Here is a 25,093-nt window from a genome sequence, read left to right as displayed (position 1 = left end):
TTCCGAATGAGAGAAGTAAGAGGACTTATGTTGTTGTAAAATATTTTTGTTCTTTGGTAATTTTCCTTTGTGGTGAAAAATTACATCAATTCCCTCGGATCTGTTAGTTTTCCTGTCACAGCAGCAGCAGCAGCCATTATTGGGGAGGCTAACATTGTTCTTGATCCAGGACCCTGACGGCCTTCAAAGTTTCTGTTAGAAGTACTTACGGCATATTTTCCAGCTGGAACTTTATCGTCGTTCATGGCTAAACAAGCCGAACAGCCTGGCTGACGCAATACAAAACCTGCTTCTGTTAGAATGTCTAAAAGTCCTTCTTCTTTGATTTGTGCTTCAACAACATGCGAACCAGGTACTAACCAAGCCGTAACATTATCTGCTTTTTTGCGGCCTTTAACAATTTCTGTAAAAGCCCTAAAATCTTCAATACGACCGTTGGTACAACTTCCTAAGAAAACATAATCGATTGTTTTACCAATCATAGTATCAGCCTCATTGAAGCCCATATAGGCCAAAGATTTTTTGTAGGTTTCCTCGCCGCCTTCTACTTGATCTGCACTTGGAATAGATGCAGAAATTCCAATTCCCATTCCAGGATTGGTTCCATAAGTAATCATTGGTTCGATATCAGCAGCATCAATAGTTAATTCTGCATCGAAAACTGCATCAGCATCCGTTTTCAATGTTTTCCAGTATTCAACTGCTTTCGTCCAAGCTTCTCCTTTTGGAGCATATAGTCTGCCTTCAAGAAAATCAAAAGTAGTTTGGTCTGGAGCAATCATACCTCCACGAGCACCCATTTCGATACTTAAATTACAAACGGTCATTCGGCCTTCCATTGACATTTCTTCAAAAACATTTCCAGCATATTCAACAAAGTAGCCTGTTCCTCCAGAAGTGGTTAGTTTTGAAATAATGTACAAAGCCACGTCTTTTGGTCCCACACCTTTGCTCAAAGTTCCGTTTACGTTGATACGCATTTTTTTGGGTTTCGGTTGCATAATGCATTGTGTAGAAAGCACCATTTCTACCTCTGAAGTTCCGATTCCAAAGGCAATGGCTCCAAATGCACCGTGAGTTGAAGTATGTGAGTCACCACAAACAATAGTAGCACCTGGTAAAGTAATTCCGTTTTCAGGTCCTACCACGTGAACAATTCCATTTTTTTGGTGTCCTAAACCCCAATGGGAAATACCGTATTCTGCAGCGTTATCTTCTAATGCTTTCAATTGATTAGCCGATAGAGGATCTTCTACTGGTAAATGTTGGTTTATTGTCGGGGTGTTGTGATCGGCAGTAGCAAAAGTGCGTTCTGGATATAATACCTTAACGCCTCTAGCTTTTAAACCTAAAAAAGCAACGGGACTAGTCACTTCGTGAATGAAATGACGGTCAATAAAAAACACATCTGGTCCATCCTCAATTTTACGCACCACGTGCGAATCCCATACTTTGTCGAATAATGTAGTACTCATTGTTAACTATTTTTTTTAAGTGTATTGGTCTTTTTTGTTGGGTTGCTACCCAAAAAGTATAACTTGGAAGGCAAATGTAGCAAACGAATAAAAAGTGTCAATTTTGAAATTTCATTATATACGATACCCAAATTCTTTTTCTACGGCAGATTAGAATTAAAAACTTCCTTTATTAACGAAAAAGTTGGATTGGTTTTACTATTGATTTGAAAAGAGGGAACGTCTTTTTTTAAAATTAAAATCCTTTTTAGATATGGGATTTTTGTTGTGTTATTTTTAAAACAAACCGTTTTTTCAATGATTTCACTGCGTTTTTTCTATCTAAATCTTGTTTTTTGATTAAAAACAGTCAACAAAGTGCTATTTTTGTGCTAAGTGAAAGTGGTACTATTTAGAAGTAAAATCGATAAAATGAGTTCTTTAAAACACTTTTTTTTTAATTGAAAACTACGACATCCAAAAATGAGATTTGCTGTTTTTTTAATGAAAATGGCGTAGATTTCTTTGGCTATGGCGTTATAATCTTTACTGTCAGTTATAGTTGGAATAAAAAGACAAATTGCCTCTAGTTTCTTTAAAAAAAACCTAAATTTGAACTTCCACCAATTTGTATTGTACTGTTTTTTATATTCCATAAAACCAATGTTTTAAGGAGTTTTAAAATTGGATTTTGGAATTTTTAATCTTTGTTATTTTAACTTATGTACTTAATATTCGATACCGAAACCACCGGATTACCCAAACGATGGGGCGCACCTTTATCTGACACAGATAACTGGCCAAGATGTATACAAATCGCTTGGCAGTTGCACGATGATATGGGTAATTTGGTGGAGCATCAAGATTATTTGGTGCAGCCAGAAGGGTTTAATATTCCTTATGACGCTGAGCGAATCCACGGAATTTCTACCGAATTGGCGCAAGCAGAGGGAATTCCATTGGCGGAAGTATTAGAGAAGTTCAATATAGCTTTAGGGAAAGCGAAATTTATTGTAGGTCAAAATGTAGGTTTTGATGTCAATATTATGGGCTGTGAGTTCTATCGTTTGGGGGTTGCTTCGCCTATGGGTGAAATGCTGATTCTAGATACTTGTACAGAAGTAACGGCTTCCTTACTAAAATTGCCTGGTGGTAGAGGAGGAAAATTCAAATTGCCAACGCTTACCGAGTTGCATCAATATTTGTTTGACCAACCTTTCGCGGAAGCACATAACGCTACCGCTGACGTTGAGGCAACCACAAGATGTTTTCTGGAATTAATTAGAAAAGAAGTTTTTACCAAAGAGGAGTTGGAGGTAGAACCCATTTATTTCAAGGAGTTCCAAAGTAAAAATCCAGACCCTTTTCCGTTAATTGGATTAAAGCACATTAATCTTAAGAAAGCTTCTGATGCTATTCGGGAGCAACTTAAAGCCTCGGGTGTTGTTACTGATGCACCAATTTTAACTGAAACAGAAAAGAAAGATTTTTCAGCAGCAGCTTTTGCTCATTTGCATAATCATACCCAGTTTTCGGTCTTGCAATCCACCATTGCCATTGGTGGTTTGGTGGCGGCTACAGCCAAAAATAATTTCCCAGCGGTTGCGATGACGGATACGGGTAATATGATGGGTGCTTTCCATTTTGTGAGCGCTGTTATGAATCACAACAAATCGGCATCGGCAAAAAACAAAGCATTGGTAGAAAGTGGAGAAGAACCTACTGAAACAGAGATAAAACCTATTGTAGGCTGTGAGTTTAATATCTGTGATAATCATTTGGATAAAACCAAGAAAGACAATGGTTATCAAGTAGTTTTATTGGCAAAGAATAAAAAAGGCTATCACAATCTGGCCAAAATGGCTTCTATTGCTTACACGGCTGGTTTTTATTATGTGCCTAGAATTGATAGGGCTATAGTCGAACAGTACAAAGAAGACATAATGGTTTTGTCTGGGAATTTATACGGAGAAATTCCAAGTAAAATTCTGAACGTAGGAGAGAACCAAGCGGAGGAAGCTTTACTTTGGTGGAAAGCACAATTTGGAGACGATTTGTATCTCGAAATTATGCGCCACAATCAAGAAGATGAAAATAGGGTGAATAAAACACTCATTGAATTTTCTCAGAAGCACAAAGTCAAACTCATTGCCACGAACAATACCTATTATTTAAATAAAGAAGATGCCAATGCGCACGATATTTTGTTGTGTGTAAAAGATGGCGAAAAACAAGCCACGCCTATTGGTAGAGGACGAGGCTATCGTTATGGATTGCCAAATCAGGAATATTATTATAAGTCGAGTGAGGAGATGAAAAAACTCTTTGCCGATTTGCCTGATGCGATTATCAACATTCAAGAAATTGTAGATAAAGTTGAAATTTACTCCTTGTACCGTGACGTATTGTTACCTAAATACGACATTCCACAAGAATTTGTAGTGCCAGAAGATGAAGTTGATGGCGGAGTTCGTGGTGAAAATGCCTATTTGCGACACCTTACGATGGAAGGAGCAAAGCGACGTTATGGTGAAATCACGGAGTCGATTCAAGAACGATTGGATTTTGAATTATTGACCATTTCCAATTCGGGTTATCCTGGTTATTTCTTGATTGTACAAGATTTTATCGCCGAAGCCAGAAAAATGGATGTTTCTGTGGGACCTGGGCGTGGTTCGGCAGCGGGTTCGGCGGTAGCGTATTGTTTAGGAATTACCAATATTGACCCTATTAAATACGATTTGCTTTTTGAGCGTTTCCTAAATCCAGATCGTGTGTCTATGCCCGATATTGATATCGATTTTGATGACGAGGGGCGAGGACGTGTAATGGATTATGTAATCAATAAATATGGTGCCAATCAAGTAGCGCAAATTATTACCTATGGTAAAATGGCTACGAAGTCGGCTATTCGTGATACGGCTCGTGTTTTGGATTTACCTTTGTTTGAAGCGGATAGAATTGCGAAATTAATTCCAGGGATGATGCCATCAAAATGGAATTTGGCGCGTTTTATTTCTGAAAAAGAAGAGGATGTAAAAAAAGCTTTGCGTTCTGATGAGTTTGATAGTGTAAAAGAATTGATTGCCATTGCCAATGGAGGAGATTTGGCTGGAGAAACCATTCAGCAAGCCAAGATATTGGAAGGTTCGATGCGAAATACCGGGATTCACGCTTGTGGGGTGATTATTACGCCATCAGATATTACCAATTATGTTCCGGTAACTACCGCCAAAGATTCGGATTTGTATGTTACCCAGTTCGACAACTCGGTGGCTGAAAGTGCAGGATTGTTGAAAATGGACTTCTTGGGGTTGAAGACCCTTACTTTGATTAAAGACACAGTTAAATTAGTAAAATATCGTACTGGAATTCAGCTCGACCCCGATACTTTTCCTATTGATGATGTTAAAACCTATGAGTTGTTCCAAAGAGGAGAAACAGTAGGGATATTCCAATACGAGTCACCTGGTATGCAAAAGTATATGAAGGACTTGAAGCCTACTGTTTTTGGGGATTTGATTGCGATGAATGCCTTGTATCGTCCGGGACCGTTAGAATATATTCCGTCTTTCGTTCGAAGAAAAAATGGAGAGGAAGAAATCAAATACGATTTAGATGCTTGTGCTGAATATTTGTCTGAAACCTACGGAATTACGGTATACCAAGAGCAGGTGATGCTTTTGTCCCAATCTTTGGCTGGTTTTACCAAAGGTGAGGCCGACGTTTTGCGTAAAGCAATGGGTAAAAAGCAAAAAGACGTATTGGACAAAATGAAGCCGAAGTTTGTGGAGCAAGCAGCTGCAAAAGGTCATGACGCAACTGTTTTAGAAAAAATTTGGAAAGACTGGGAAGCTTTTGCGAGTTATGCGTTTAATAAATCCCACTCCACTTGTTATGCTTGGATTGCCTACCAAACGGCTTATTTGAAAGCGCATTACCCTGCGGAATATATGGCTGCGGTACTTTCAAATAACATGAATGATATCAAGCAAGTGTCGTTTTTTATGGAAGAATGTAAGCGTATGGGATTACAAGTTTTGGGGCCTGACGTTAATGAGTCTTTCTATAAATTTACTGTAAATGAAGATTACGCCGTTCGTTTTGGAATGGGAGCTATCAAAGGTGTAGGCTCTGGAGCGGTAGCAACAATTGTAGAAAACAGGAAAGACGGTAAATACAAATCCATTTTTGATTTGGCCAAACGCATCGATTTGAGAGCTGCCAATAAAAAGGCAATCGAAAACTTGGCTTTGGCAGGTGGTTTTGACTCGTTTGAAGGTACCACAAGAGCACAATATTTTCATGATGATGGCGATGGTATTACTTTTTATGAAAAAGCCATGCGTTATGGAGCGAAATACCAAGAGAATGAGAATTCCTCCCAAGTGAGTTTGTTTGGAGAAACCAGCGAAGTGCAAATTGCTGAACCAGTTGTGCCTCCTTGCGAGGATTGGAGCACGATGGAGAAATTAGCAAAAGAAAAAGAGGTAGTTGGTATTTACATTTCTGGTCATCCATTGGATGATTATAAATTTGAGATGAAATATTTCTGTAATGTTAGGCTAGAAGCACTCAAGAATTTAGAGCAACATGTTGGAAAAAACTTGTCGTTTGGTGGTATCATTAATAATGTACAACATAGAGTAGCCAAAAACGGAAAAGGTTGGGGGATGTTTACGCTCGAAGGCTATGATGAGAATTTTGAGTTTCGAATTTTTGGAGAAGAATATCTGAAGTTTCGTCATTTCTTTATTCAAAATAATTTCACCTATATAAAGATACTAGTTAAAGAAGGTTGGGTGAATCAAGAAACGGGTAAACGGGCCGAGCCTAGAATTCAGTTTGTTGAGGTGAAACAATTGCAAGATGTGCTGGAGGCGTATGCTAAAAAATTGGTCTTGTTGTTGAATATTACAGATATAGAAGCGGAATTTATTTACAAGCTTAATCAGTTGTTTTTGGAAAATAAAGGTGAACATACCGTTGCTTTTGAAGTAATGGAGTTGGAACGAGTACGCAGAATGATAGAAAGAACGACTGCCATTGAGGAAATTGACGATGCAGATTTTGCAGATAGTGTAGATAATGAAGAAGGCGAAAATCTTGAAAATCCAGTAACGGCAACAGCAGCAAAAGTTGAAGAAATAGAAGAAATCAAAGTCGTGACTAAATTGTCAATGCCTAGTAGAAAATTGAAAGTAAAGATTTCGAATGAGCTTTTGTTTGAATTAGAGAAAATGCAAATCAATTTTAAATTAAACTAATTTTTTAAAGTTAAAAAAATACGATATATACTATTAATTAACATAAAAAAAATAAATAAAAAAATTATATCTTAATTACTGTGTCAAGAAAACGTTTTCGAGAACCCCGGTCTTGTTGGCCTCTTTGAAATGGCGCAAATTATTATAAGTTTGTAACGTTAAACAAAATTACTATTATGAAAAAGAATTTATTTTTATTTGGTTTCGTTTTGATCGCTACTACTATGATGGCGCAAACCGAAAAAAACGAGAGTTGGTATTTTAAAGTAGGCGGATCTTATTTTATGCAAACTGCGGCTACTGAATTTCCAACTGTTGGAGGAAAAGATGCTTTACGCAAAGTGTATCAAGGAGGGAAATTAGTTTCAGAAGAAAGTGTAACGGGGTCTTTTGGTGAAGGTTTTAGAACAGGTGTTACTGCTGGATACAGATTTAATGCGCGTTTAGGTTTTGAAATGGGAATAAACTATTATTCTAGTAAAGATAAAACTATGGCTCAGACAATCTCTGATGTGCCATTTATTCCAACTGGTAGTGTTTACAATTTTAAATCTGTAGGTCAAATTACAGCTTTTGATTTAGCACCCTCTTTAGTGTTGTTTTTGGGAGAGCACAAAGGATTTGAACCTTACACAAAGGTAGGTGTTCTTGTTCCGGTTCATGGTGATTTAGAAATTACTACTGACGCAGTTGCTCCAATTGGAGCTAATCCATCTACTGGAGCTCCAGTATTTGGTGCTGTTCATAGTGTTGATGTGGTAAAACCAAATCCTACATTAGGTTTTTCAGCAGTTGTTGGTACATCTTATAAATTAAGTAAAAACATCTCTGCTTTTGCTGAATTAGAATACCGTAACTTTACTGTTCACGGAAAAACAAAAGAAACTACTGAATTTACAGTGAATGGAGCGGATGCTTTGTCTACTAGAACAAAATCACAAATCCATACTAATTATGTAGATAAATTAACTACTAATTCAAATAATTCTATTAATCCAAATGGAGTTGATACAACTAAGCCTTTGAATGAATTGAGTTCATATGTTGGAATTAGTGGTTTAGGATTGACTTTAGGCTTGAAATACAGTTTGTAATCCTATTCAGGAAACGATTAAAAGGAAAAGAGTTGCTCGGATAGAGCAGCTCTTTTTTTTGGAAATAAGCACAAACAATGGAATGATAGCCAAAACTAATTTGTAGATGCTTTGGGATTGGTTTTTAATTCCTAAATTTGAGCCTTATTAAAAAAATAGCAACCGATACCCAAATCAAAGAGGAGGGTTCATTTAAACAAATAGAAAATGGCTTTAGCAATAACAGATGCTACTTTTGAAGAAGTAGTTTTGAAATCAGACAAACCGGTAATGGTTGATTTTTGGGCAGCATGGTGTGGACCTTGTAGAATGGTTGGACCAATCATTGATGAATTAAGCAATGAATACGAAGGAAAAGTAGTAGTAGGTAAAGTAGATGTTGATGCTAATCAAGAATTTGCTGCCAAATACGGAGTTCGTAACATTCCAACAGTATTGGTTTTCCATAATGGAGAAGTAGTAGGAAAACAAGTTGGTGTAGCTCCAAAACAAACATATGCAGATAGTTTAGATGCTTTGTTGTAATCGACACTTGTAATATTGAAAAAAAGGTTTGACGAAAGTCAAGCCTTTTTTTATGTCCAGAAAGGAGTTTCCATTGTTTCAAAAGGGCATAATGTTTCTCTCTAGCCCCGATGGGAGCGGCATCCTGTGACTCTGGGGTTCAGAGGCACAGATATAGTGGACAGCGGGAACAATGATAGCTAAAAAAGCCTTTGTTTCTGCTTCAAAAAGAGAATCTAACGTTGATTTTTGATATATTTGGAAGATGAAGATGGAATCACAAATAGATAAGATAAGTAAGTTTCAGCATTTGGAGTTGCTGGCGAATCAAGTTGTAGAAGGCTTTATATCGGGTATGCATAAAAGTCCGTTTCATGGCTTTTCGGCAGAGTTTTCGGAACATAAGGTCTATAATGCGGGAGAGAGCACTAAGCATATGGATTGGAAATTGTATGCTAAGACGGATCGTTTGTATACTAAACGGTATGAGGAAGAAACGAACATGCGGTGTCATATTATTATTGATAATTCGTCGTCCATGCATTATCCGAAACTTAGTAGCGGGCAGTTGTTTTATGAAAATAAGATTGGCTTCTCGGTTTTGGCTTCGGCGGTGTTGATGAATATATTGAAAAAGCAAAGGGATGCGGTGGGTTTGAGTGTTTTTTCGGATTCTTATGAATACTATGCCCCTGAAAAAGGCAGTGACCGTCATCATAGAATGTTGTTGAATGTGCTCGAAAATTTACTCGAAAATCAAAAGCCAAAGAAAACGACCGATACGGTTACTTATTTGCATCAAATTGCGGAGAAAATGCACCGTAGGTCGATGATTTTGCTTTTTACGGACATGTTTCAGTCGGATGAGGTGAGTTCGTCGGATGAGAAGTTATTTGCAGCCTTACAACATTTGAAGCATAATAAGCATAAAGTGGTTCTTTTTCATGTGATGGATTTTAAAACAGAGTTGAATTTTGACTTCGATTCGGCTCCCAAAAGGTTCGTAGATATAGAATCGGGAGAAGAAATTGCAGTTTTTGCGGATACTATTAAAGAATTTTACGAGAAAAAGATGCAAGAATACTTCGAAAAAGTGGCAATGACGTGTGCACAGAACAAGATTAAGTACATTCCGGTGAGTGTAGGTGAAAATTTTGAAAAAATTTTAACTGCCTATTTAATTGAAAAACAAAGTTTTGAATAATAATTGGTTTTTTTATTGAAATTTTTTTTCAAAAACGCTTGGAAAACTAGAAATCTGTTGTATCTTTGCCACCGCAATAACGCAGAGGTTTGGTAGTTCAGTTGGTTAGAATACATGCCTGTCACGCATGGGGTCGCGGGTTCGAGTCCCGTCCAGACCGCAATATTGGGGAAAGCACTTCAGAGATGAAGTGCTTTTTTGCCCAAATACGGTATCTAAAATTAGTTGTGTTGTTTGCTACGACTTTGTAACTCGTAGCGCGGTTTAGTAGTTAGACCAATGAAAAGCTTTTCGTCTCGGCGAACGGCTTTTTTGATTTTAGGGTGTTTTGTGTTTTTGAAAACCTTCCTAAATTATACTTCCAGAGAGTCTCAATTTTTCAAAGCTTACAGTAAATTGTCTTTATACTGCCAAACAATCCAAACGAAAACCCCAAAATGCATCACGCATACAATAAATTTCAGGAAACTAGAAGCTAAAAACCCAATAAAGGAACCTGTAGCGGCTTTTAATGCGCGATTATGGTCTTTGTTGTCATAGATCATCTCACCAATAAATGCACCAACAAAAGGGCCAATAATGAATCCAAAAGGAATAGGCGCCAATAATCCAACCACTAAACCAATATTCGTTCCCCAAATTCCATACGAACTGCCCCCAAATTTTTTGGTTCCCTTGGCAGGAATGACATAATCTAAAACCGTTAAAAGTAAAGTAATTACTAAACTAATGCTGAGTATCCAATAATTCACTGGAATAGCATTAGTGCAATACAATAAAAGTAAACCTATAAAACTCAAACTAGGTCCAGGTAAGACGGGCAAAAAGCTGCCAAAAACTCCTAGAATAACAAATAACAGTCCGACTCCCAAAAGCAGTATGTCCATAAATTTATTTTTAGTAATTTTGAAAGTACATTTGTAGTGTTTTATTACGATATAACTATGAAAAAAGACCTTTTTTCAACTTTTATAGGGTTAGGTTTATGCCTCTTTTTCTCTTTGCTTTGTCATGGACAATCGCAAAACGAGAAAACTCAAGATGACCTTTTAAAAGAAAGATTGTCAATTCAGTATAAAACTAAAGTATTAAATTTTAACTTAAAAGAATTTGATGCTTTGTTTTTTGAATTTTTCACTAAGAAAGAAGACCCAAATATACTGCTGTCTAAAGAAGAATTTTATACCTATACAGTACAAATTGCTTTGTTTTCAGACCGATTGAAAGCATTGTATCCCGATAAAAAAGCAATTGCTGAAGAGAATAAAAAGAAATGGATGTCGGAGCGATACGAAGATTATCTCCAATCCAAACCAAATAAAAAATAATAAGTGTATTTTTATCCCAAAATAAGTCCAATCCAAACCACTGCTTTGAGTAAAAGTTATTGCTATTTATTGCTGCTGATGTTCGCCTCTTGTCAATACTTTGAGAAGCAAGTTCCCTCTGAAAAGGAATTGCTGCAAAAAGAATTGAAAACCATCAATTGGAAAGAAGTTGACGAATATCCCTCTTTGGTAGATTGTGAATCCGTGACCGACAAGAAGCAACAACAACAATGCTTTTTTGAGCGATTGACGCAATTGATTCAAGAAAAATTGAGCGTAGATACCTTGGCTATTTTGTATCCAGAACTAGACACTATCGAAGTCAAAGTAACGGTTTTTCCCAATTCAACGCTGAAATTTGAACCCCAATTTCCCAAAGATTCAGTAGCTTACGATACCATCAAAATCGATAGTATCCTTCGCGCGCGTTTGGTCGGTTTTCCTAAAGTCAATCCCGCGATAAAACGAGGAATTCCTGTAAAAACACAGTTTATCTTGCCGGTAATTCTAAAAGTAGAATAAATAATGCCCTTTACTTTTTCGCATCCAGCAATTGTACTTCCATTTATAAAATCTAGGAGATTATCAGCTACGGGTTTAATAGTTGGGTCTATGTGTCCTGATTTTGAGTATTTCATTAGAATGAAAGTTCAAAGCAATATTAGTCATACTCTTTTAGGCTTGTTTATTTTTAATATTCCAATTTCTTTATTGGCAGCTTTGTTGTTTCATCAAATCATAAAAAAAGGATTAATAGAAAATTCACCTTCTTTTTTTAGTTCTCGACTTGATGATTTAAAGAAAACAGATTGGATGGATTACTTGCGGAATAATTTCATTATCGTAGTACTTTCTATTGTTATTGGAGCTATTTCACATATTTTATGGGATGGGTTTACACATCAAACAGGTTATTTTGTTACTGAATTTCCTTTTTTGTTAAGTAAAATATACGCTATTCCATTGTATAAAATTCTTCAGCATTTAAGCTCTTGTATTGGAATGGCTACTTTATTTTTCTATTTATATAAAATGCCATCATCGAATATAATCCACGACAGAGTCAAAAAAAGGTATTGGGTTTTTGTCCTATTTTGCATTTCGCTTATTATGGCAATTCGATTTTGTATTGGATTATCATTTGTACAATATGGAAATGTTATAGTGAGTTTGATTTCTTCTACAATAATTGGAATTGCAATAAGTAGTTTTTGGTTTAAAAAACTGCTATAATTCTTTAGAATCGTCTCCCTTTCCATTCGTAAGAGCCAAAAACAGCATACAAAGCCACACTAGTACTAAAAAAAGGATAGAGTAAGCTACTGGCTAACCTATAGCGCATTTTGGAAGGACTCAAAAAACGATGCGTTTTGAAGAGCAATACCGAGTCTACCATAAATTTCGCTAGCCAAAGTAATATAATATAGACCAACGGTATCCAGCCCAAAAAACCGAATACTAATCCCAGAATCAAACTAAGATTGCCTGCAAAAACGACTAATCCTAATCCTATCCCAAACCGACTTTGGTAAGAGCTAGTTTTCGAAGCCCAGCGCACGCGCTGATGGAACAAGGCTTTCCAGCTGTCTGTAGGTTGCGTTCGGACAATGGTTTCTTTCGATTTTAAATAGTGTACTTTTTCTGGACATTGCGCTATGGCTTTTTGCAACAAGAAAACATCATCACCACTGGCTATTTTGTCATTACCTACGAATCCATTCAAGTCTTGAAAAAGTGATTTAGTATAACCAAAATTAGCACCATTGCACATAAAACCTTTGTTAATGCCAAAACTTCCAATAGTGGCGCCTTGTAAACTTGTCAAATCCAATTGCTGAAAATGATGCAAAAACGAAGGCTTGCAGTCATAAGTAACCGCCCCAGCAATCATTTCTACTTTATGATTTTGAATAAAAGCATCCATTGTTAGCAACCAATTTTCGGGAACAACACAATCGGCATCGGTGGTCACTATCCACTCGTTGTTGGCCAAAGGAACGCCAGTGGTGATGGCGTCTTTTTTGGGTGAATTCGATTGTCGAATAGTGTTTGTTAGGGTAATTTGGAATTTGAAATTTGGAATTTGGAATTTTTCCTCCGATGCATCATCAATCAATAGCACTTCAAATAAATCTGTCGGATACTTTAGTTTGGAAATACTTTCTAATAAAATCGGCAAATTTTCGGCTTCATTGCGAAAAGGAACCAAAATAGAGAACGTGGTTTTTGGAATTCTCTCTTTTTGGGTATACAACGGGACTTGGGAACAACCGTAAATTAGCCAACTTATAGTCAGCACATAAACGATTACTATGCCTAGTAAAACAAAAATCATTGTTTTTCTTTGAGATTAATGTTTCCACCTTCGGAGGCTAAGGGGCTTTTAAATTTCAAAACAAAATAACTTCCTATGGCTACTGGCAGCACTACATTCAAGAACCACATTAAAGTCGAAATGAAAACCACAATCCACTCGTTAACGCCCAAAATTCCAAAGAAAAAAACCGCCACACTTCCTTTTACCGCAAAATCCAAAAACTGAAAAGTAGGCAAAGACGAAGCCAGAAAATAGACCGAAGCAATCGCAGCCATCATCGTTAAATAGGGTAAATCCACATCAAAAGCCAAAAACAAAAAATAGTATTGATGCGAGAATACCAAGTAGCGACACGTGCCTAACAGTATGTTTTTTTGATGAATCGCTTTTGGAATCTCATTGATTTTATGAAGTAGTTTTTCGATAGAATAGCCTTTGATGTTGATTTTCTTTGAAAAGAAAAGAATCAGTACAACTAACAAAAGTCCTCCAAAGAGCAAAAGCACTGTTTTCGGTTTGATAATGGCGAAAATAGCATTGAAATACAACAAGCCGAAAATGCCAAAAACGATACTTAGAATCATTTGGATTCCGTTGCAAATCAGATTTAAAAAGATGATTTTTTTGGTTGATTTTTTGTTGAAATACAAGGCTTTTCCAGCGTATTCGCCTACACCGTTTGGGGTAAACAAACCCGCAGTTAAAGCGGCTAATACTTGTTTGGTAGATTCGCCTATCGAAATAGGATGCAGAAAACGGACTAAGTTTTGCCATTTCAAAATTTCGAAATAGCGATTCAAGACACTAAACGAGAGAATGAAAAGAATGCCTCCCACGGATTGATTTTTGCGAAACAGCACGATAAACTTCTCCCAATCGAGCTGGTCATTATTGGCGAGTTGGTTGTAGATAAAATAAAACGCTCCCCCTACAATCAAAAGTTTGACTAGAAGTACAAGGAATTGTTTAGTTTTGTGTGGAATTGAAATCATCTGCCCTTAATACGCCGTGGCGTGGAATTATTGTGAGTAAAATTATTTTGCAAAGAAACAACAAACTTTGTATTGGAAACGGTAAACTTGAAACTAAAAAAATTGTCAAACGAACGCATCATATTAGGCATCGACCCAGGAACTACCATAATGGGGTTTGGATTGATTCGGGTTATCAACAAGAAAATGGAATTCATTCAGCTCAATGAGTTGATTTTGTCCAAATACGACAACCATTACCAAAAATTGAAAGTCATTTTTGAGCGTACCATTGAGTTGATTGAAACGCACCATCCCGACGAAATCGCGATTGAAGCGCCTTTCTTTGGCAAAAACGTACAATCGATGTTGAAGTTAGGGCGTGCGCAAGGTGTGGCGATGGCTGCTGGACTTTCTAGAGACATTCCCATTACCGAATACGAACCCAAAAAGATAAAAATGGCCATCACCGGCAACGGAAACGCCAGCAAAGAACAAGTGGCCAAAATGCTGCAACAACTTTTAGGATTAAAAGAATTACCCAAAAACCTGGATTCAACCGATGGTTTGGCGGCTGCGGTTTGTCATTTCTTCAATTCCGGTAAAACAATCGGTGAAAAAAGCTATTCAGGTTGGGATGCTTTCGTGAAGAACAATGAAGATAGGATTAAGAAGTAGTGTTCAGTGGTCAGTTTTTAGTGTTCAGGTTGTGTAATGTAAAAAAATAGTGATTAGTTTTTAAGTGTTCATTTAAAGTATTAGTTAGATAAAACAGATGAAATTTCAAGATTTATTAAGTTATAAAAAAGGGTTTGATGTTGCTATGGCCGTGTTTGAATTATCGAAAAGTTTTCCAAAAGAAGAAACCTATTCTTTAACAGATCAGATCAGAAGAAGTTCGAGAAGCGTAACAATTACAATTGCTGAAGCATATAGAAAAAGAGAATATCCTAAGTATTTTCATAGCAAATTGACCGATGCTGATGCCGAAAATTCTGAGACACAAGGTTGGCTTGAATATGCATTAGCTTGCAAGTATATAACAATAGAGTCGTTTACTAGTTTAACTGAAAGTTCCAAAGAAGTTGGAAGATTGATAAATTATATGATACTAAATCCTGAAAAATTTGGAGTAAAAAAAGAGTAATCAGTGTTCAGTTTTTAGTATTCAGTTTATTTACTGAATATTATTTAGCGAATACTGACCACTTTTTTCTGACTACTGACCACTGAACACTTAATCTATGAGCGGCATCTACATCCACATCCCATTCTGCAAACAAGCGTGTCACTATTGCGACTTTCATTTTTCGACTTCGATGAAGAAAAAAGAGGAGATGGTTTTGGCTATTGCCAAAGAATTGCAAATGCGCAAAAATGAGCTTCTCGACTGCGCTCGAAGTGACAAAAATGATGTTGAATTCTGGGAAGTGGAAACGATTTATTTTGGAGGAGGTACGCCTTCGGTACTGACTACGGAAGAAATTGAATTTTTGATTGACGAAATTTACAATCATTACAATGTTGTTGAAAATCCAGAAATTACCCTTGAAGCGAATCCAGATGATTTGACCAGTGAGCGAATTGTGGAATTGTCCAAAAGCCCAATCAATAGACTCAGTATTGGAATTCAGTCGTTTTTTGAAGCCGATTTAACGATGATGAATCGCGCGCACAATTCGGTAGAAGCTCAAAAATGTTTGGAACTCGCGACTCAATATTTTGATAATATTTCAATTGATTTGATTTATGGTATTCCGGGTATGAGTAATGAACAATGGCAACAAAATATCGAAACTGCATTGGGTTTTGGTGTTCCTCATATTTCGAGTTACGCCTTGACGGTAGAACCCAAAACCGCTTTGAATACACTCATTCAAAAGGGTAAAATAGACGCTCCTAAAGACGAAGTAGCCGAAGCCCATTTCCAAATACTAGTCGAAACCCTCGAGAAAAATGGTTTTATTCATTATGAGTTGTCCAATTTCGGGAAAGAAAATTATTTCTCGAAGAACAATTCGGCGTATTGGTTGGGCAAAAAATACATAGGAATTGGTCCTTCGGCGCACAGTTATGATGGAATTTCGAGAAGTTGGAATGTGGCGAATAATGCTTTGTATCTGAAAGCCATTCAACAAAATCAATTGCCCAACGAAAAAGAAATCTTATCTACAGCTGACCGTTATAACGAATACATTATGACAGGATTGCGAACCATTTGGGGCGTTGCATTGGATAGAATTGAAAAAGAATTTGGAGAGCGCTATTTAGATTATCTCATCAAACAGTCAGAGAAATTCATAAAGGATGAGTTGCTTTCTATTGAAAACAACATTCTAAAACCTACCCCAAAAGGAAAATTCTTGACAGATGGAATCGCGAGTGATTTGTTTTATATAAATTCGGAGATTTAACCGCAAAGAACGCAAAGTGTTACGCAAGGTTCGCAAGAATTGAAATTTTTTCTTACATTTATTTAAAAAATAAGACAAAGCTTAGCGTCCTTTGCGTAACCCTTTGCGAACCTTGCGGTTTAAAAAAAATTATGACTGAAAACGAATTATCAAGAGTTGTTTTTGATTGTGCATTAAAAGTCCATCAAACGTTAGGCCCAGGTCTTTTGGAAAGTGCTTATGAAGAATGTTTGTTCTATGAATTAAAAAAATCAGGATTAGCCGTTCAAAAACAGAAACCATTGCCTTTGATTTATGAAGAAGTTAAATTAGATGTTGGGTATCGCATTGATATAGTAGTTGAAGATAAATTAATAATAGAAATAAAATCAGTGGACGCCTTAAATGAAGTTCATTTTGCTCAATTACTAACTTATTTGAAATTAACGAATTGCAAATTAGGTTTACTTATGAATTTTAATGTTGTATTAATCAAAAACGGAATTAAAAGAGTGGCAAATAATCTTTAGATAAATAATTACTTTGCGAACTTTGCGTAAAACTTTGCGAACCTTGCGGTTAAAAATATGAAAGCAACCATCAACAACGAATATACAATCGACTTATCAAAGCCCATTGATATTTCGATTCCTTTGACCAACACCGATGAAAATCCTATTGCTTGGTATATTGAAAAACCCGTCATTGAACCAGTAGTTTTTGGGGATTGGGTTGGGAAAGTATCGGAAGGAAGCTCATCGACCAATTTTAATAACATCTTTTTCAATCCACACGGACACGGTACGCATACCGAATGTTTGGGACACATCACGCGGGAATTTTACAGTGTGAATCAATGTTTGAAACAGTTTTTCTTTAGAGCTGAATTGATTTCTGTGGTGCCAGAAGTGCAGGGGGAAGATTTAGTGATTACATTAAAAAGCCTCTCGACTGCGCTCGAGGTAACATTACAATCGGGTATTTCTTTTGAAGCTTTAGTAATTAGAACTTTGCCTAATTTTAAATTAAAAAAACACCAAAACTATTCGAATACCAATCCACCGTATCTGACGGAAGAAGCAGCGCAGTTTATTCGTGAAAACGGTATCCAACATTTATTAATCGATTTGCCGAGTGTAGACAAGGAGAAAGATGAGGGAAAATTATTGGCGCACAAAGCGTTTTGGAATGTAAAAGATGTGAATAACCTTAATGCAGATGCAAGATTGAATTGCACTATCACCGAAATGATTTACGTGCCCGATGAAGTGCTAGATGGTCCTTATGTGTTGAATTTGCAAATTGCATCTTTTGAAAATGATGCCAGTCCGAGTAAACCTATTTTATACCAAATATGATTCGCGTTTCTACCGATAAAACAAAGTTGGATGTTCATTTTATTCAAAATTTTTTGAAGGATATCTATTGGGCGGCTGGTCGAACAATCGAAGAGGTACAAGTATGCATTGATAGTTCGGTGTGTTTTGGGGTTTATCAGGATGATGCCCAAATTGGGTTTGCCAGAGTAATTACGGATTATGTGGTTTTTGCGTACGTTATGGATGTCTTTATCGCTGAGGAGTATCGAGGTAAAGGGTATTCTTCGATTTTGATACAAGCAATGATGGAAGAGCCGCAATTACAACAAGTGAAAATCTGGCGATTGGCCACGACAGATGCCCATTTTTTATATGAAAAATTTGGATTTACAACCTTAGCTCATCCCGAAAAGATGATGGAAAAAATAAAAGTATGAATTTAGAAACATTTTATGAGTACTGCTTGTCAAAAAAAGCAGTAACAGAGCATTTTCCTTTTGATGAAGACACTTTAGTTTTTAAAGTAGGAGGCAAAATGTTTGCCCTGTCTTCGTTAAAACAATGGGAAAAGAAGGAACCCTCGGTAAATCTCAAGTGTGATCCCGAGCGCGCTTTAGAATTGCGTGCCAATTACGACGCCATCAAGGAAGGGTATCATATGAGCAAAATACACTGGAACACCGTTGCGATTAATCAAGATGTTCCAGATGCTATGCTCAAAGCATTAATCGACCATTCGTATGACTTAGTTTTTAAAAGTCTTACGAAAAAAATACAGGGCGAAATTGCTGATTTACCTATCGATTAGACGACGATATGTCCCCAGTTTTCACCAGATTTAATGCGGAAAATTTGCATTTCGCTGACACCAAATTGCTTGGCAATCATTTTAATCCTAGTTTTTCTGTTGGGATTTTGTAGCATTTTTTTGATGCGCATCACTTTGGTTACCGTCAATTTTCTTCCATCAGATTTGATGTTGTGTTCTAGCAAATTTTTTCTTGCTTGAATCACGTGTGGACTTTTTCGGTTGTGTTCCAAAAATTCTTCGCGTGTCGCCCATTTCAAGTTTCGAAGGGAGTCGTTATCACGCACATAATCTAAATGTAGCACGTGAACTTGGTCTTCGGACTGTTTTGGGATAAAATGCTCCGCAATGAGTTTGTAAAAAAAGAGATGTCGGTTGACTGGTTTTTCTCCAGAATTGATTTTGTAGCGAAAAATACGGTAGCCGTCTATGGTGCTTCCTTTTAATTCACGACCTTCTTCAATTTTGTCTTTAAAACTAATCAGCCTTCCTCGGCTGGTAATTGCATAGCGCAATTGCAAGGATTCGTGTACGTCGAATTCTTTAACTTGTTCGTTTGGATATAATCGAATCATATGTGGCTTAGATTGATTTGAAACAAATATAACTAAATATTAATGTCATCGTAAAAAAAATGCAGCACGAAATCTGTATTTTATGTTAAAATTTGGTAGGGTCATTTTCGATTTTTTTTCAACGATTTTTCAATCCTCATATTTGTTAATTAATAAATGGTTTTGAACGACCAACCAAAACATAAATAAGGGATGAAAGAGAATCGTTGCAGTTGAGAAATAATTTACCAAATCGAAACCCAAACCCAAAAGCCTATACAAATATTTACAATGGGGAATGTTATTTTAGTAGGTTAAACTACTTTCGAGAAACTAATGATGCAAATACAATTTAGTAGCTTCGAAAGTAGAATTTACCTAATTATTGATGGAGCAAAAAGGATGATGTTTGAGTTTTGCTTTTCTTTCTTGGTTTTAGTTCGAAAGGATTCTAGTAGATTCACTCTCAAAATACTCTTCGCAGAAAAAACGGCTGTATTCTTTTGCAGTAGTACTCATTTTTTGATAAAGAGCCGTGTTTTGTAATAATTCGTTCAAGCTTCTGGTGAGCAATGGGATGTTTTTGCTGTCAATCAAAAAGCCATTTTCACCCTCTTTTACTAATTCAACTACACCACCTACAGGGGGAACAATTGTTGGCAATCCATAGGCCATTGCTTCTAGAATAGTAAGACCAAAAGTCTCTACTGATGAACGAGTATCAGACAAATTGAGCACTATACTAGCTTCTCTGTAGAAAGGATGTGTATCTTCTTGTGTTGGGTAAATAACTAAATTGTCTGGAAGATATTCTAATTTAAAGTAGTTGTCAATTTCTTTTTGAGAAGCATCTAGCACCAATTTGAATGTATAATTTCTATTCAAATGTGCCAATTGCAAAAACTCGCTAACCCCTTTATTCGCTTTTAAAGAACAAATCATTAGAATAATTTTACTTTCTTTTTGAGTAGTTTTAATACCCTTGCATTGGTTTATAAAGTCTTTTTCTAGTACGTTGTAAATTACATTACTTTTTATTTTTAGAGGCTCTTGTTTGGCTAAGAAATCAGAAACATAAACAACTTCATTTGCTGTCCATTTTACAACGTTAAAAAGGAACAGTTTGAAAATTTTTGGAGTCAAGCTGGTGTCGTGAATATGGTACATAATTTTGCACCCTCTTATTTTTCCTGCTAAAGCAGCACCAAATGGCAATACCGTATTGATATAAAGCGTATCCGATTTTTTTAAAGTAAAAAGAAGTTTAGTAAATAGTATAAATTGGCTAGTTATAATAAATAGCAATTTTAATATTGGATTTTTAAAAACGGGATACCAAAAATGATTAGTAGTAGTTTGTGTCGTAGTAGACAAAAAACCTTTTCTACCTTTACCCATATAAAGCTCGGCATTGATATTATTTTTAGACCAACCTTTTACTAGTTGTTTTAAAACTTTTGAGCTTTCGCTAAAATCGTTTACTAAATGTACGGCTATAATTTTCATAATGTTATGTGTTATAAATGTTGTGTAAATAGTTTTTTTTCTTAGTTATTCATAATGACTTTTTATGCCATTGTTCTTTTAACTTATGCCAAGAATTATGCTAATGTTACAGAAGTCCCGTAAACACTGGTGTTCTTTGTTTTTTGGCATTGGAAAAATTCCAAATTTTGGATTATTGGAAGGTTAAATGGAAAAATTAGAGTGGTTTCGGTCTAAAAATGGCGTAGCCACAAAAGTGAGATTACCCTATTACAAAGTAGGTATTCATCTTTTTCAGTAATTTAAAAAATTGAAAGGGAGCCATTTGAGATGGTTTTAGTACAGCCTTATAAAGGTCATCTCCGACTTAAATTTTTGACCAACACATAGTTTGGAATTCTATTATGCAATTTTGTTGTAGATATTTTTTAGATGAGCTCCTCTACTTTCCCAGCTAAATTTTTCTTCATAGTGTTTACGTGCTCGATCACTCATTATCTTGGTAAGATGGGGGATTTTATAAAGTTTTAAAAGCGCTTGTTTTAAACCGATTATAGTGTCTGTGTAGCTTTGTTCAGGTACTGCAATTCCCATCGCTTCGGTAATGTATTGTCCAGGGCCATCATTATCCAAACATATAATTGGTAAGCCAAACGAAAGGGCCTCAGCAATCACCATTCCTGCCCCTTCATGAGAAGGAAATAAGAAGACAGTTGCGTCTTGGTATTTCTGCATCAATGATTGCTGGTCCATCCATTCTAAAATCTCTATACAATCGTTAGCATCGTTTTGGTCTATTATTTTTTGATACAATTCTTTTTCGGGTCCTGTTCCAATTAGTGTTAGTTTGCAATATTTTTGTTCACCTCTAGGCAACGAACGGACAAAACCGATAAATGCGTTGATAGTCAAATCGAAGCCCTTTAAGGCAACAAATCGACCAACACTCAAAACATTGAATTGATTGCTTTTCTCTTTTTTTGCAGAGAAAAAGTCTTCTGAAGCTACAGGTGGATGTATCGAGTAATTCTCTTCTTTTAATCCCAAATTAGTAGGAACATTGCGATTCATACACCAAATATGCGTGCTGTTATCGATTGTTTTTTGTAGTGATTGCGAATGTTTCCAAATTAAATTTTTTACTATCCAAGTCAGTTCGTTAAACAAATGGTGCTTTTTAGAATACAACTTTAGGTATTGTTTCGGAATACGAGAATTAGAACCAACGGGTCCCCAAACCATAGGCTTGTTCAGTTTCCATAAAAAACTAGGCATCCAATCTGTATTAAAGTTGACGTTGTGAACAATGTCAAAAGAGAGTGTTTGCCTTTTTATAAAAGGGACTATACTTCTCTGCCACATGTAATAATGCAGCAACCCTCCGCGGCCTTCTTTTTTCCAAAATCGCATCCAATTAGGTAAATCAAAATACAAGAATGTAATATTGTTGAATACTGGATTTTTATTTTCGTTGAGATATTTTTCAATGGGAGCCTGATTCTTTTTACGAGTTATTGCAATCACTTTTTGATAGCGAGCAATTTGAACTATGAAGTTCCAACCCATTTTTTCTTTAGAACCTCTATAAGGATTTACGGTGTAGCAAGTTGCTAAAATTGTTTTGATTGACATAACTTCTATTTTTTATTGATTTGGTGTCACACCACCAAGTGATTGTATTCTTTTGAAAAGACTTCAATATCATTATGAAGACACTTTAAAGCAACTCTTATTATGTTGCTCCGTTTTACCCTCTGATTATTAAAATTCGAGGTTGCAGATCATTTCACCTAACAACATTCCCTTTGGATTTTTATATCGAAACTACATTTTTGCAGTAAGGAATAGAGTAACCCAACGTATTCCAAAGGGACTGATGTAAGGCAGCGGTATTTATCAGGATTAAATTAAAAATGCGTATTTCCTAAATTGTATAGTATTTTATTAAGAAGCTTTAGTTCATTATCGTTAGCGTTTTCAATACTTGATTCATAGTGACATCAAAGTCCACGTTATTGATGGATTGGTAGATGCTTGAACTTCTTCTCTTTTGTTGACTTTCGAACAACTCTCTATAATCTGAAGTAAGTTCCTCAATAGCATTTTTAGTAGGTTCTTGTTTTCTTTTCATAAGGGTTGAAGCATCTGCAAAAAGCAAGAAGTTAAAGTCAGGTTGCATTAAAAAATGATACCCAAAGGCTGTTAGTTTTTTAGGCAAGAGAATATCACTTTGTTTACTGTCATTGATGAAATCAAAGTAGTATTTATCATAGACTACTACATATCCGCGAATAATGTATTTGAAATAAATCACAAATTGGCCAATCATATAATCTAAATAGTAGTAAGAAAATCGTAGCAATGAAGCGACTGTAGTTTTGTTTTTTTCTTGACTTGACTGAGTGTTAATAGTAGCTAATTCAGTTGCTTCTTTTGATTGTTTCCAATTACTTAACAACGGTAATATGGAGGGACGTTGACGTAAAACTATTACTGGCTTACGAAGCTGTTTTTGTATACGTTGGGCTATTTGTTCAATCACCGTTGATTTTTCAGCATTATTTATGCCGCTAAAAGAAATGACGTATCCACTTTTGTTAGTGTAATTTTGCAACGTATCAAGAACATACATCACGCTATTTTTTAAGTATAAAAGGGATTGGTTTTTAGGGTTTTTCTTGATGAATTGCAACAATCTAGATATGTCGCTTTTGTTGTTTTGAATGCAATAGTTAATTTGTAAATCCAATACGTTTTGTGATTTTTCTAGTAGTGGTAGGTAATGACTATATCGGCTTGGAACGTTAGTATTTGTTAACAAACTCGATAAGGCTGTAAATCTAGCAGAGTCTATAGTGCGCGCTTGCCTAATTCCAAAAGGGGATATAGGATTGTTTTTATAAACTTCGTGCGCATCCATTACTTCTAAACCACGAACTTTTATTTGCCAAATTAAATCCAAAGCCAAAATGCTTCCATCTACAAGAACAGCTTGAATTGCATACTTGAACGATTTTTTTTGAACCGAAACGCGACTCACCAAATGATGATTCATCAGAAGATGCAATAATTTTTTGGCTCCTTTTTTTTCGATTACAATGTCAATATCAGAGGCTTCGCTTAGTTTTTCTGGAGCAAAATTTGGAAATTTTAGTGCACCATATTCGCTGTTTTGGATGCTATCAAAAACTTCCATAATTACTAATTCTCTTGGCGCTTTATCTTCTTCAAAGAATAAATCCAATCCTTCATTCCAAAGATTCAATAACCTTTCGATTTTATTTTGCCATTTTTCTTGTTCAGCATATTCTTTTAGGTAATGCATGCAATTGGTTAAGAAATACCATTTTAGCTGTGTTTTGAACGTATCCAAATCATTATTGAAAAGACAGTTTCCTTTGCTATCAACACATTGTTCTTTTAGGTCTTTGTATATACTTGACCAATTTTTTCTATCAACTAATGCTCCTTGTTGAATAACAAAATGAAAATAATCAAAGGCATACGGACGGTCTACTCGTGCTAATTCCCAATCATACATTGCGATAGTTTCGCCTTGTTGAAACTGATTCCAAGGCGTGAAATCACCTTGAGAGAATCCAATGGTAACTCTTTGTCTATTGGTCACAGTATTTAATAGAAATTCTATTTTACGTACCAAGTTTTGAGGAATTCTTGAGTCTTGAATCTCTAGAAAGTTAGATTCTAATTGACGGAACCAATCCCATTTTTCTACCGCAATGGTTTGTTTTTTTATCAAGGCCATTTCATTCAATACTTTCAAATGGCTATCTGAAATTTTGGTCTTTCTTTTACCATTTATCGATACATCAGAGAGTTGTATGATTTGTTTGTTGACCATACGAACCAATGGAGTTGTAAAACTTTTTCGAGCTAGTTGTAATTCTTTCAGAACTTTGTATTCGTTTTCTATTAATTGAGTTGCAGTTTCAGTACAAGCAATTTTATAGAAGGTTTTGTTCGCATACAAAACAGCTTTGTCATTAGTTTCTTGGGAACCAGTAAATAGTGCCCAATCACCTTTGCAATCAAAAAGAGGATTTTCTTCAACAGTATAAAACCATTTTTTTTGTTTGAAGAAAAGACGTTGCAATTGTAAAGCAAAAATCACTTGAATCATTTTTGTGAATAACCAAGAACTTTTGTTTCCTGCATTATAAAATTTCAGAAACGAAGGAACTTTATTTTGAGAATTCCAAATCCATCTTGGGGAACCATCGCTGTTGGAGATATAAGATAATTTGATGCTTTCTTCGTTTCCATTTATTTTTTTTGGAGAGAAATCGTAGCCGGTTAATTTTAAAATTGCTTTCATGATTATAGTGTTTTGTACTACAATCAATTGGAAAACTGTGCCAAAACAAGAAACCCTTG

The 25,093-nt window shown here is 35.8% G+C and carries 22 protein-coding genes and 1 tRNA gene; 15 read left to right on the top strand and 8 right to left on the bottom strand.

Annotation, left to right across the window (positions count from 1 at the left end; translation table 11 throughout):
- Positions 1–80 precede the first annotated feature (80 nt).
- Positions 81–1,475, bottom strand: a complete 1,395-nt coding sequence (leuC, locus tag FLAVO9AF_RS10385) for a 3-isopropylmalate dehydratase large subunit (RefSeq protein ID WP_159688083.1) — start codon at positions 1,473–1,475, stop codon at positions 81–83.
- Positions 1,476–2,176: 701 nt separating this feature from the next.
- On the opposite strand from leuC, the gene dnaE reads away from it, so the two are divergent.
- The 5 genes from dnaE to FLAVO9AF_RS10360 all read left to right on the top strand — a co-directional run bounded on the left by dnaE (position 2,177) and on the right by FLAVO9AF_RS10360 (position 9,683).
- Positions 2,177–6,721: a DNA polymerase III subunit alpha gene (dnaE, locus tag FLAVO9AF_RS10380; protein ID WP_159688080.1), complete on the top strand. Its 4,545-nt coding sequence runs from the start codon at positions 2,177–2,179 to the stop codon at positions 6,719–6,721.
- A 176-nt stretch (positions 6,722–6,897) separates the two neighbouring features.
- On the top strand, positions 6,898–7,815 hold the full coding sequence (locus FLAVO9AF_RS10375; protein ID WP_159688077.1) for an outer membrane beta-barrel protein: 918 nt from the start codon (positions 6,898–6,900) through the stop codon (positions 7,813–7,815).
- A gap of 207 nt (positions 7,816–8,022) precedes the next feature.
- A complete protein-coding gene (gene trxA / locus FLAVO9AF_RS10370) occupies positions 8,023–8,340 on the top strand; it encodes a thioredoxin (protein ID WP_024980008.1) in 318 nt (105 codons plus the stop codon).
- Positions 8,341–8,584: 244 nt separating this feature from the next.
- Positions 8,585–9,523: a DUF58 domain-containing protein gene (locus tag FLAVO9AF_RS10365; RefSeq protein WP_159688075.1), complete on the top strand. Its 939-nt coding sequence runs from the start codon at positions 8,585–8,587 to the stop codon at positions 9,521–9,523.
- Between the two features lie 86 nt (positions 9,524–9,609).
- Positions 9,610–9,683, top strand: a tRNA-Asp gene (locus tag FLAVO9AF_RS10360).
- Between the two features lie 226 nt (positions 9,684–9,909).
- Here the strand turns inward: FLAVO9AF_RS10360 and FLAVO9AF_RS10355 are convergent.
- A complete protein-coding gene (locus FLAVO9AF_RS10355) occupies positions 9,910–10,410 on the bottom strand; it encodes a DUF456 domain-containing protein (RefSeq protein WP_159688072.1) in 501 nt (166 codons plus the stop codon).
- A gap of 57 nt (positions 10,411–10,467) precedes the next feature.
- Here FLAVO9AF_RS10355 and FLAVO9AF_RS10350 point away from each other — a divergent pair, with 57 nt between their 5' ends.
- From FLAVO9AF_RS10350 to FLAVO9AF_RS10340, 3 genes are all read left to right on the top strand, one after another.
- Complete coding sequence (locus tag FLAVO9AF_RS10350) at positions 10,468–10,851, top strand: hypothetical protein (protein ID WP_159688071.1); 384 nt, start codon at positions 10,468–10,470, stop codon at positions 10,849–10,851.
- Between the two features lie 78 nt (positions 10,852–10,929).
- Positions 10,930–11,373 carry a hypothetical protein gene (locus FLAVO9AF_RS10345; RefSeq protein ID WP_370516469.1) on the top strand — a complete coding sequence of 148 codons (444 nt, stop codon included), beginning with the start codon at positions 10,930–10,932 and terminating at the stop codon, positions 11,371–11,373.
- A gap of 3 nt (positions 11,374–11,376) precedes the next feature.
- Positions 11,377–12,084 (top strand): DUF4184 family protein, encoded by a 708-nt coding sequence (locus tag FLAVO9AF_RS10340; RefSeq protein WP_159688068.1) that lies wholly within the window; start codon positions 11,377–11,379, stop codon positions 12,082–12,084.
- 4 nt (positions 12,085–12,088) lie between these two features.
- On the opposite strand, the gene FLAVO9AF_RS10335 is transcribed toward FLAVO9AF_RS10340, so the two are convergent.
- The gene (locus FLAVO9AF_RS10335; RefSeq protein WP_159688066.1) at positions 12,089–13,186 is read right to left on the bottom strand and encodes a glycosyltransferase; all 1,098 of its coding nucleotides are present in this window, start codon (positions 13,184–13,186) and stop codon (positions 12,089–12,091) included.
- Positions 13,183–14,160 carry a lysylphosphatidylglycerol synthase domain-containing protein gene (locus FLAVO9AF_RS10330; RefSeq protein ID WP_159688064.1) on the bottom strand — a complete coding sequence of 326 codons (978 nt, stop codon included), beginning with the start codon at positions 14,158–14,160 and terminating at the stop codon, positions 13,183–13,185. Before FLAVO9AF_RS10330 ends, FLAVO9AF_RS10335 begins: the two co-directional genes overlap by 4 nt.
- Positions 14,161–14,262: 102 nt before the next feature.
- On the opposite strand from FLAVO9AF_RS10330, the gene ruvC reads away from it, so the two are divergent.
- From ruvC to FLAVO9AF_RS10295, 7 genes are all read left to right on the top strand, one after another.
- The gene (gene ruvC / locus FLAVO9AF_RS10325; protein ID WP_159691043.1) at positions 14,263–14,817 is read left to right on the top strand and encodes a crossover junction endodeoxyribonuclease RuvC; all 555 of its coding nucleotides are present in this window, start codon (positions 14,263–14,265) and stop codon (positions 14,815–14,817) included.
- Between the two features lie 97 nt (positions 14,818–14,914).
- Positions 14,915–15,286, top strand: coding sequence for a four helix bundle protein (locus tag FLAVO9AF_RS10320; protein ID WP_159688061.1), 372 nt, complete (start codon positions 14,915–14,917; stop codon positions 15,284–15,286).
- A 97-nt stretch (positions 15,287–15,383) separates the two neighbouring features.
- Complete coding sequence (gene hemW / locus FLAVO9AF_RS10315) at positions 15,384–16,553, top strand: radical SAM family heme chaperone HemW (protein WP_159688059.1); 1,170 nt, start codon at positions 15,384–15,386, stop codon at positions 16,551–16,553.
- A gap of 131 nt (positions 16,554–16,684) precedes the next feature.
- Positions 16,685–17,062, top strand: a complete 378-nt coding sequence (locus tag FLAVO9AF_RS10310) for a GxxExxY protein (protein WP_159688056.1) — start codon at positions 16,685–16,687, stop codon at positions 17,060–17,062.
- 57 nt (positions 17,063–17,119) lie between these two features.
- The gene (locus FLAVO9AF_RS10305) at positions 17,120–17,890 is read left to right on the top strand and encodes a cyclase family protein (RefSeq protein ID WP_159688053.1); all 771 of its coding nucleotides are present in this window, start codon (positions 17,120–17,122) and stop codon (positions 17,888–17,890) included.
- Positions 17,887–18,288 carry a GNAT family N-acetyltransferase gene (locus FLAVO9AF_RS10300; RefSeq protein WP_159688051.1) on the top strand — a complete coding sequence of 134 codons (402 nt, stop codon included), beginning with the start codon at positions 17,887–17,889 and terminating at the stop codon, positions 18,286–18,288. Before FLAVO9AF_RS10305 ends, FLAVO9AF_RS10300 begins: the two co-directional genes overlap by 4 nt.
- Entirely contained in the window at positions 18,285–18,659 is a 375-nt protein-coding gene (locus FLAVO9AF_RS10295) for an MmcQ/YjbR family DNA-binding protein (RefSeq protein WP_159688048.1), read from the top strand. The genes FLAVO9AF_RS10300 and FLAVO9AF_RS10295 overlap by 4 nt, the downstream gene beginning before the upstream one ends.
- Here FLAVO9AF_RS10295 and FLAVO9AF_RS10290 read toward each other — a convergent pair.
- The 4 genes from FLAVO9AF_RS10290 to FLAVO9AF_RS10275 form a co-directional block, all read right to left on the bottom strand.
- The gene (locus FLAVO9AF_RS10290) at positions 18,656–19,234 is read right to left on the bottom strand and encodes a hypothetical protein (protein WP_159688045.1); all 579 of its coding nucleotides are present in this window, start codon (positions 19,232–19,234) and stop codon (positions 18,656–18,658) included. The two genes, FLAVO9AF_RS10295 and FLAVO9AF_RS10290, sit on opposite strands and share 4 nt — an antisense overlap.
- A 414-nt stretch (positions 19,235–19,648) precedes the next feature.
- On the bottom strand, positions 19,649–20,719 hold the full coding sequence (locus FLAVO9AF_RS10285; protein WP_159688043.1) for a glycosyltransferase family 4 protein: 1,071 nt from the start codon (positions 20,717–20,719) through the stop codon (positions 19,649–19,651).
- A 381-nt stretch (positions 20,720–21,100) separates the two neighbouring features.
- Positions 21,101–22,330 carry a glycosyltransferase family 4 protein gene (locus FLAVO9AF_RS10280; RefSeq protein WP_159688040.1) on the bottom strand — a complete coding sequence of 410 codons (1,230 nt, stop codon included), beginning with the start codon at positions 22,328–22,330 and terminating at the stop codon, positions 21,101–21,103.
- A 322-nt stretch (positions 22,331–22,652) separates the two neighbouring features.
- Positions 22,653–25,034 carry a hypothetical protein gene (locus FLAVO9AF_RS10275; protein ID WP_159688037.1) on the bottom strand — a complete coding sequence of 794 codons (2,382 nt, stop codon included), beginning with the start codon at positions 25,032–25,034 and terminating at the stop codon, positions 22,653–22,655.
- Between the last annotated feature and the right edge of the window lie 59 nt (positions 25,035–25,093).

This window comes from Flavobacterium sp. 9R (assembly GCF_902506345.1).
Lineage (GTDB): Bacteria > Bacteroidota > Bacteroidia > Flavobacteriales > Flavobacteriaceae > Flavobacterium.
The sequence above is the reverse complement of the archived record's forward strand: the minus strand, read 5'-3'. Positions and strand labels throughout refer to the sequence as shown.

What these genes read in the sequence shown, in the direction of transcription:
- leuC (WP_159688083.1), bottom strand. Translation starts at nt 1,475, where the DNA reads ATGAGTACTACATTATTCGACAAAGTATGGGATTCGCACGTGGTGCGT.
- dnaE (WP_159688080.1), top strand. Translation starts at nt 2,177, where the DNA reads ATGTACTTAATATTCGATACCGAAACCACCGGATTACCCAAACGATGG.
- FLAVO9AF_RS10375 (WP_159688077.1), top strand. Translation starts at nt 6,898, where the DNA reads ATGAAAAAGAATTTATTTTTATTTGGTTTCGTTTTGATCGCTACTACT.
- trxA (WP_024980008.1), top strand. Translation starts at nt 8,023, where the DNA reads ATGGCTTTAGCAATAACAGATGCTACTTTTGAAGAAGTAGTTTTGAAA.
- FLAVO9AF_RS10365 (WP_159688075.1), top strand. Translation starts at nt 8,585, where the DNA reads ATGAAGATGGAATCACAAATAGATAAGATAAGTAAGTTTCAGCATTTG.
- FLAVO9AF_RS10355 (WP_159688072.1), bottom strand. Translation starts at nt 10,410, where the DNA reads ATGGACATACTGCTTTTGGGAGTCGGACTGTTATTTGTTATTCTAGGA.
- FLAVO9AF_RS10350 (WP_159688071.1), top strand. Translation starts at nt 10,468, where the DNA reads ATGAAAAAAGACCTTTTTTCAACTTTTATAGGGTTAGGTTTATGCCTC.
- FLAVO9AF_RS10345 (WP_370516469.1), top strand. Translation starts at nt 10,930, where the DNA reads ATGTTCGCCTCTTGTCAATACTTTGAGAAGCAAGTTCCCTCTGAAAAG.
- FLAVO9AF_RS10340 (WP_159688068.1), top strand. Translation starts at nt 11,377, where the DNA reads ATGCCCTTTACTTTTTCGCATCCAGCAATTGTACTTCCATTTATAAAA.
- FLAVO9AF_RS10335 (WP_159688066.1), bottom strand. Translation starts at nt 13,186, where the DNA reads ATGATTTTTGTTTTACTAGGCATAGTAATCGTTTATGTGCTGACTATA.
- FLAVO9AF_RS10330 (WP_159688064.1), bottom strand. Translation starts at nt 14,160, where the DNA reads ATGATTTCAATTCCACACAAAACTAAACAATTCCTTGTACTTCTAGTC.
- FLAVO9AF_RS10320 (WP_159688061.1), top strand. Translation starts at nt 14,915, where the DNA reads ATGAAATTTCAAGATTTATTAAGTTATAAAAAAGGGTTTGATGTTGCT.
- hemW (WP_159688059.1), top strand. Translation starts at nt 15,384, where the DNA reads ATGAGCGGCATCTACATCCACATCCCATTCTGCAAACAAGCGTGTCAC.
- FLAVO9AF_RS10310 (WP_159688056.1), top strand. Translation starts at nt 16,685, where the DNA reads ATGACTGAAAACGAATTATCAAGAGTTGTTTTTGATTGTGCATTAAAA.
- FLAVO9AF_RS10305 (WP_159688053.1), top strand. Translation starts at nt 17,120, where the DNA reads ATGAAAGCAACCATCAACAACGAATATACAATCGACTTATCAAAGCCC.
- FLAVO9AF_RS10300 (WP_159688051.1), top strand. Translation starts at nt 17,887, where the DNA reads ATGATTCGCGTTTCTACCGATAAAACAAAGTTGGATGTTCATTTTATT.
- FLAVO9AF_RS10295 (WP_159688048.1), top strand. Translation starts at nt 18,285, where the DNA reads ATGAATTTAGAAACATTTTATGAGTACTGCTTGTCAAAAAAAGCAGTA.
- FLAVO9AF_RS10290 (WP_159688045.1), bottom strand. Translation starts at nt 19,234, where the DNA reads ATGATTCGATTATATCCAAACGAACAAGTTAAAGAATTCGACGTACAC.
- FLAVO9AF_RS10285 (WP_159688043.1), bottom strand. Translation starts at nt 20,719, where the DNA reads ATGAAAATTATAGCCGTACATTTAGTAAACGATTTTAGCGAAAGCTCA.
- FLAVO9AF_RS10280 (WP_159688040.1), bottom strand. Translation starts at nt 22,330, where the DNA reads ATGTCAATCAAAACAATTTTAGCAACTTGCTACACCGTAAATCCTTAT.
- FLAVO9AF_RS10275 (WP_159688037.1), bottom strand. Translation starts at nt 25,034, where the DNA reads ATGAAAGCAATTTTAAAATTAACCGGCTACGATTTCTCTCCAAAAAAA.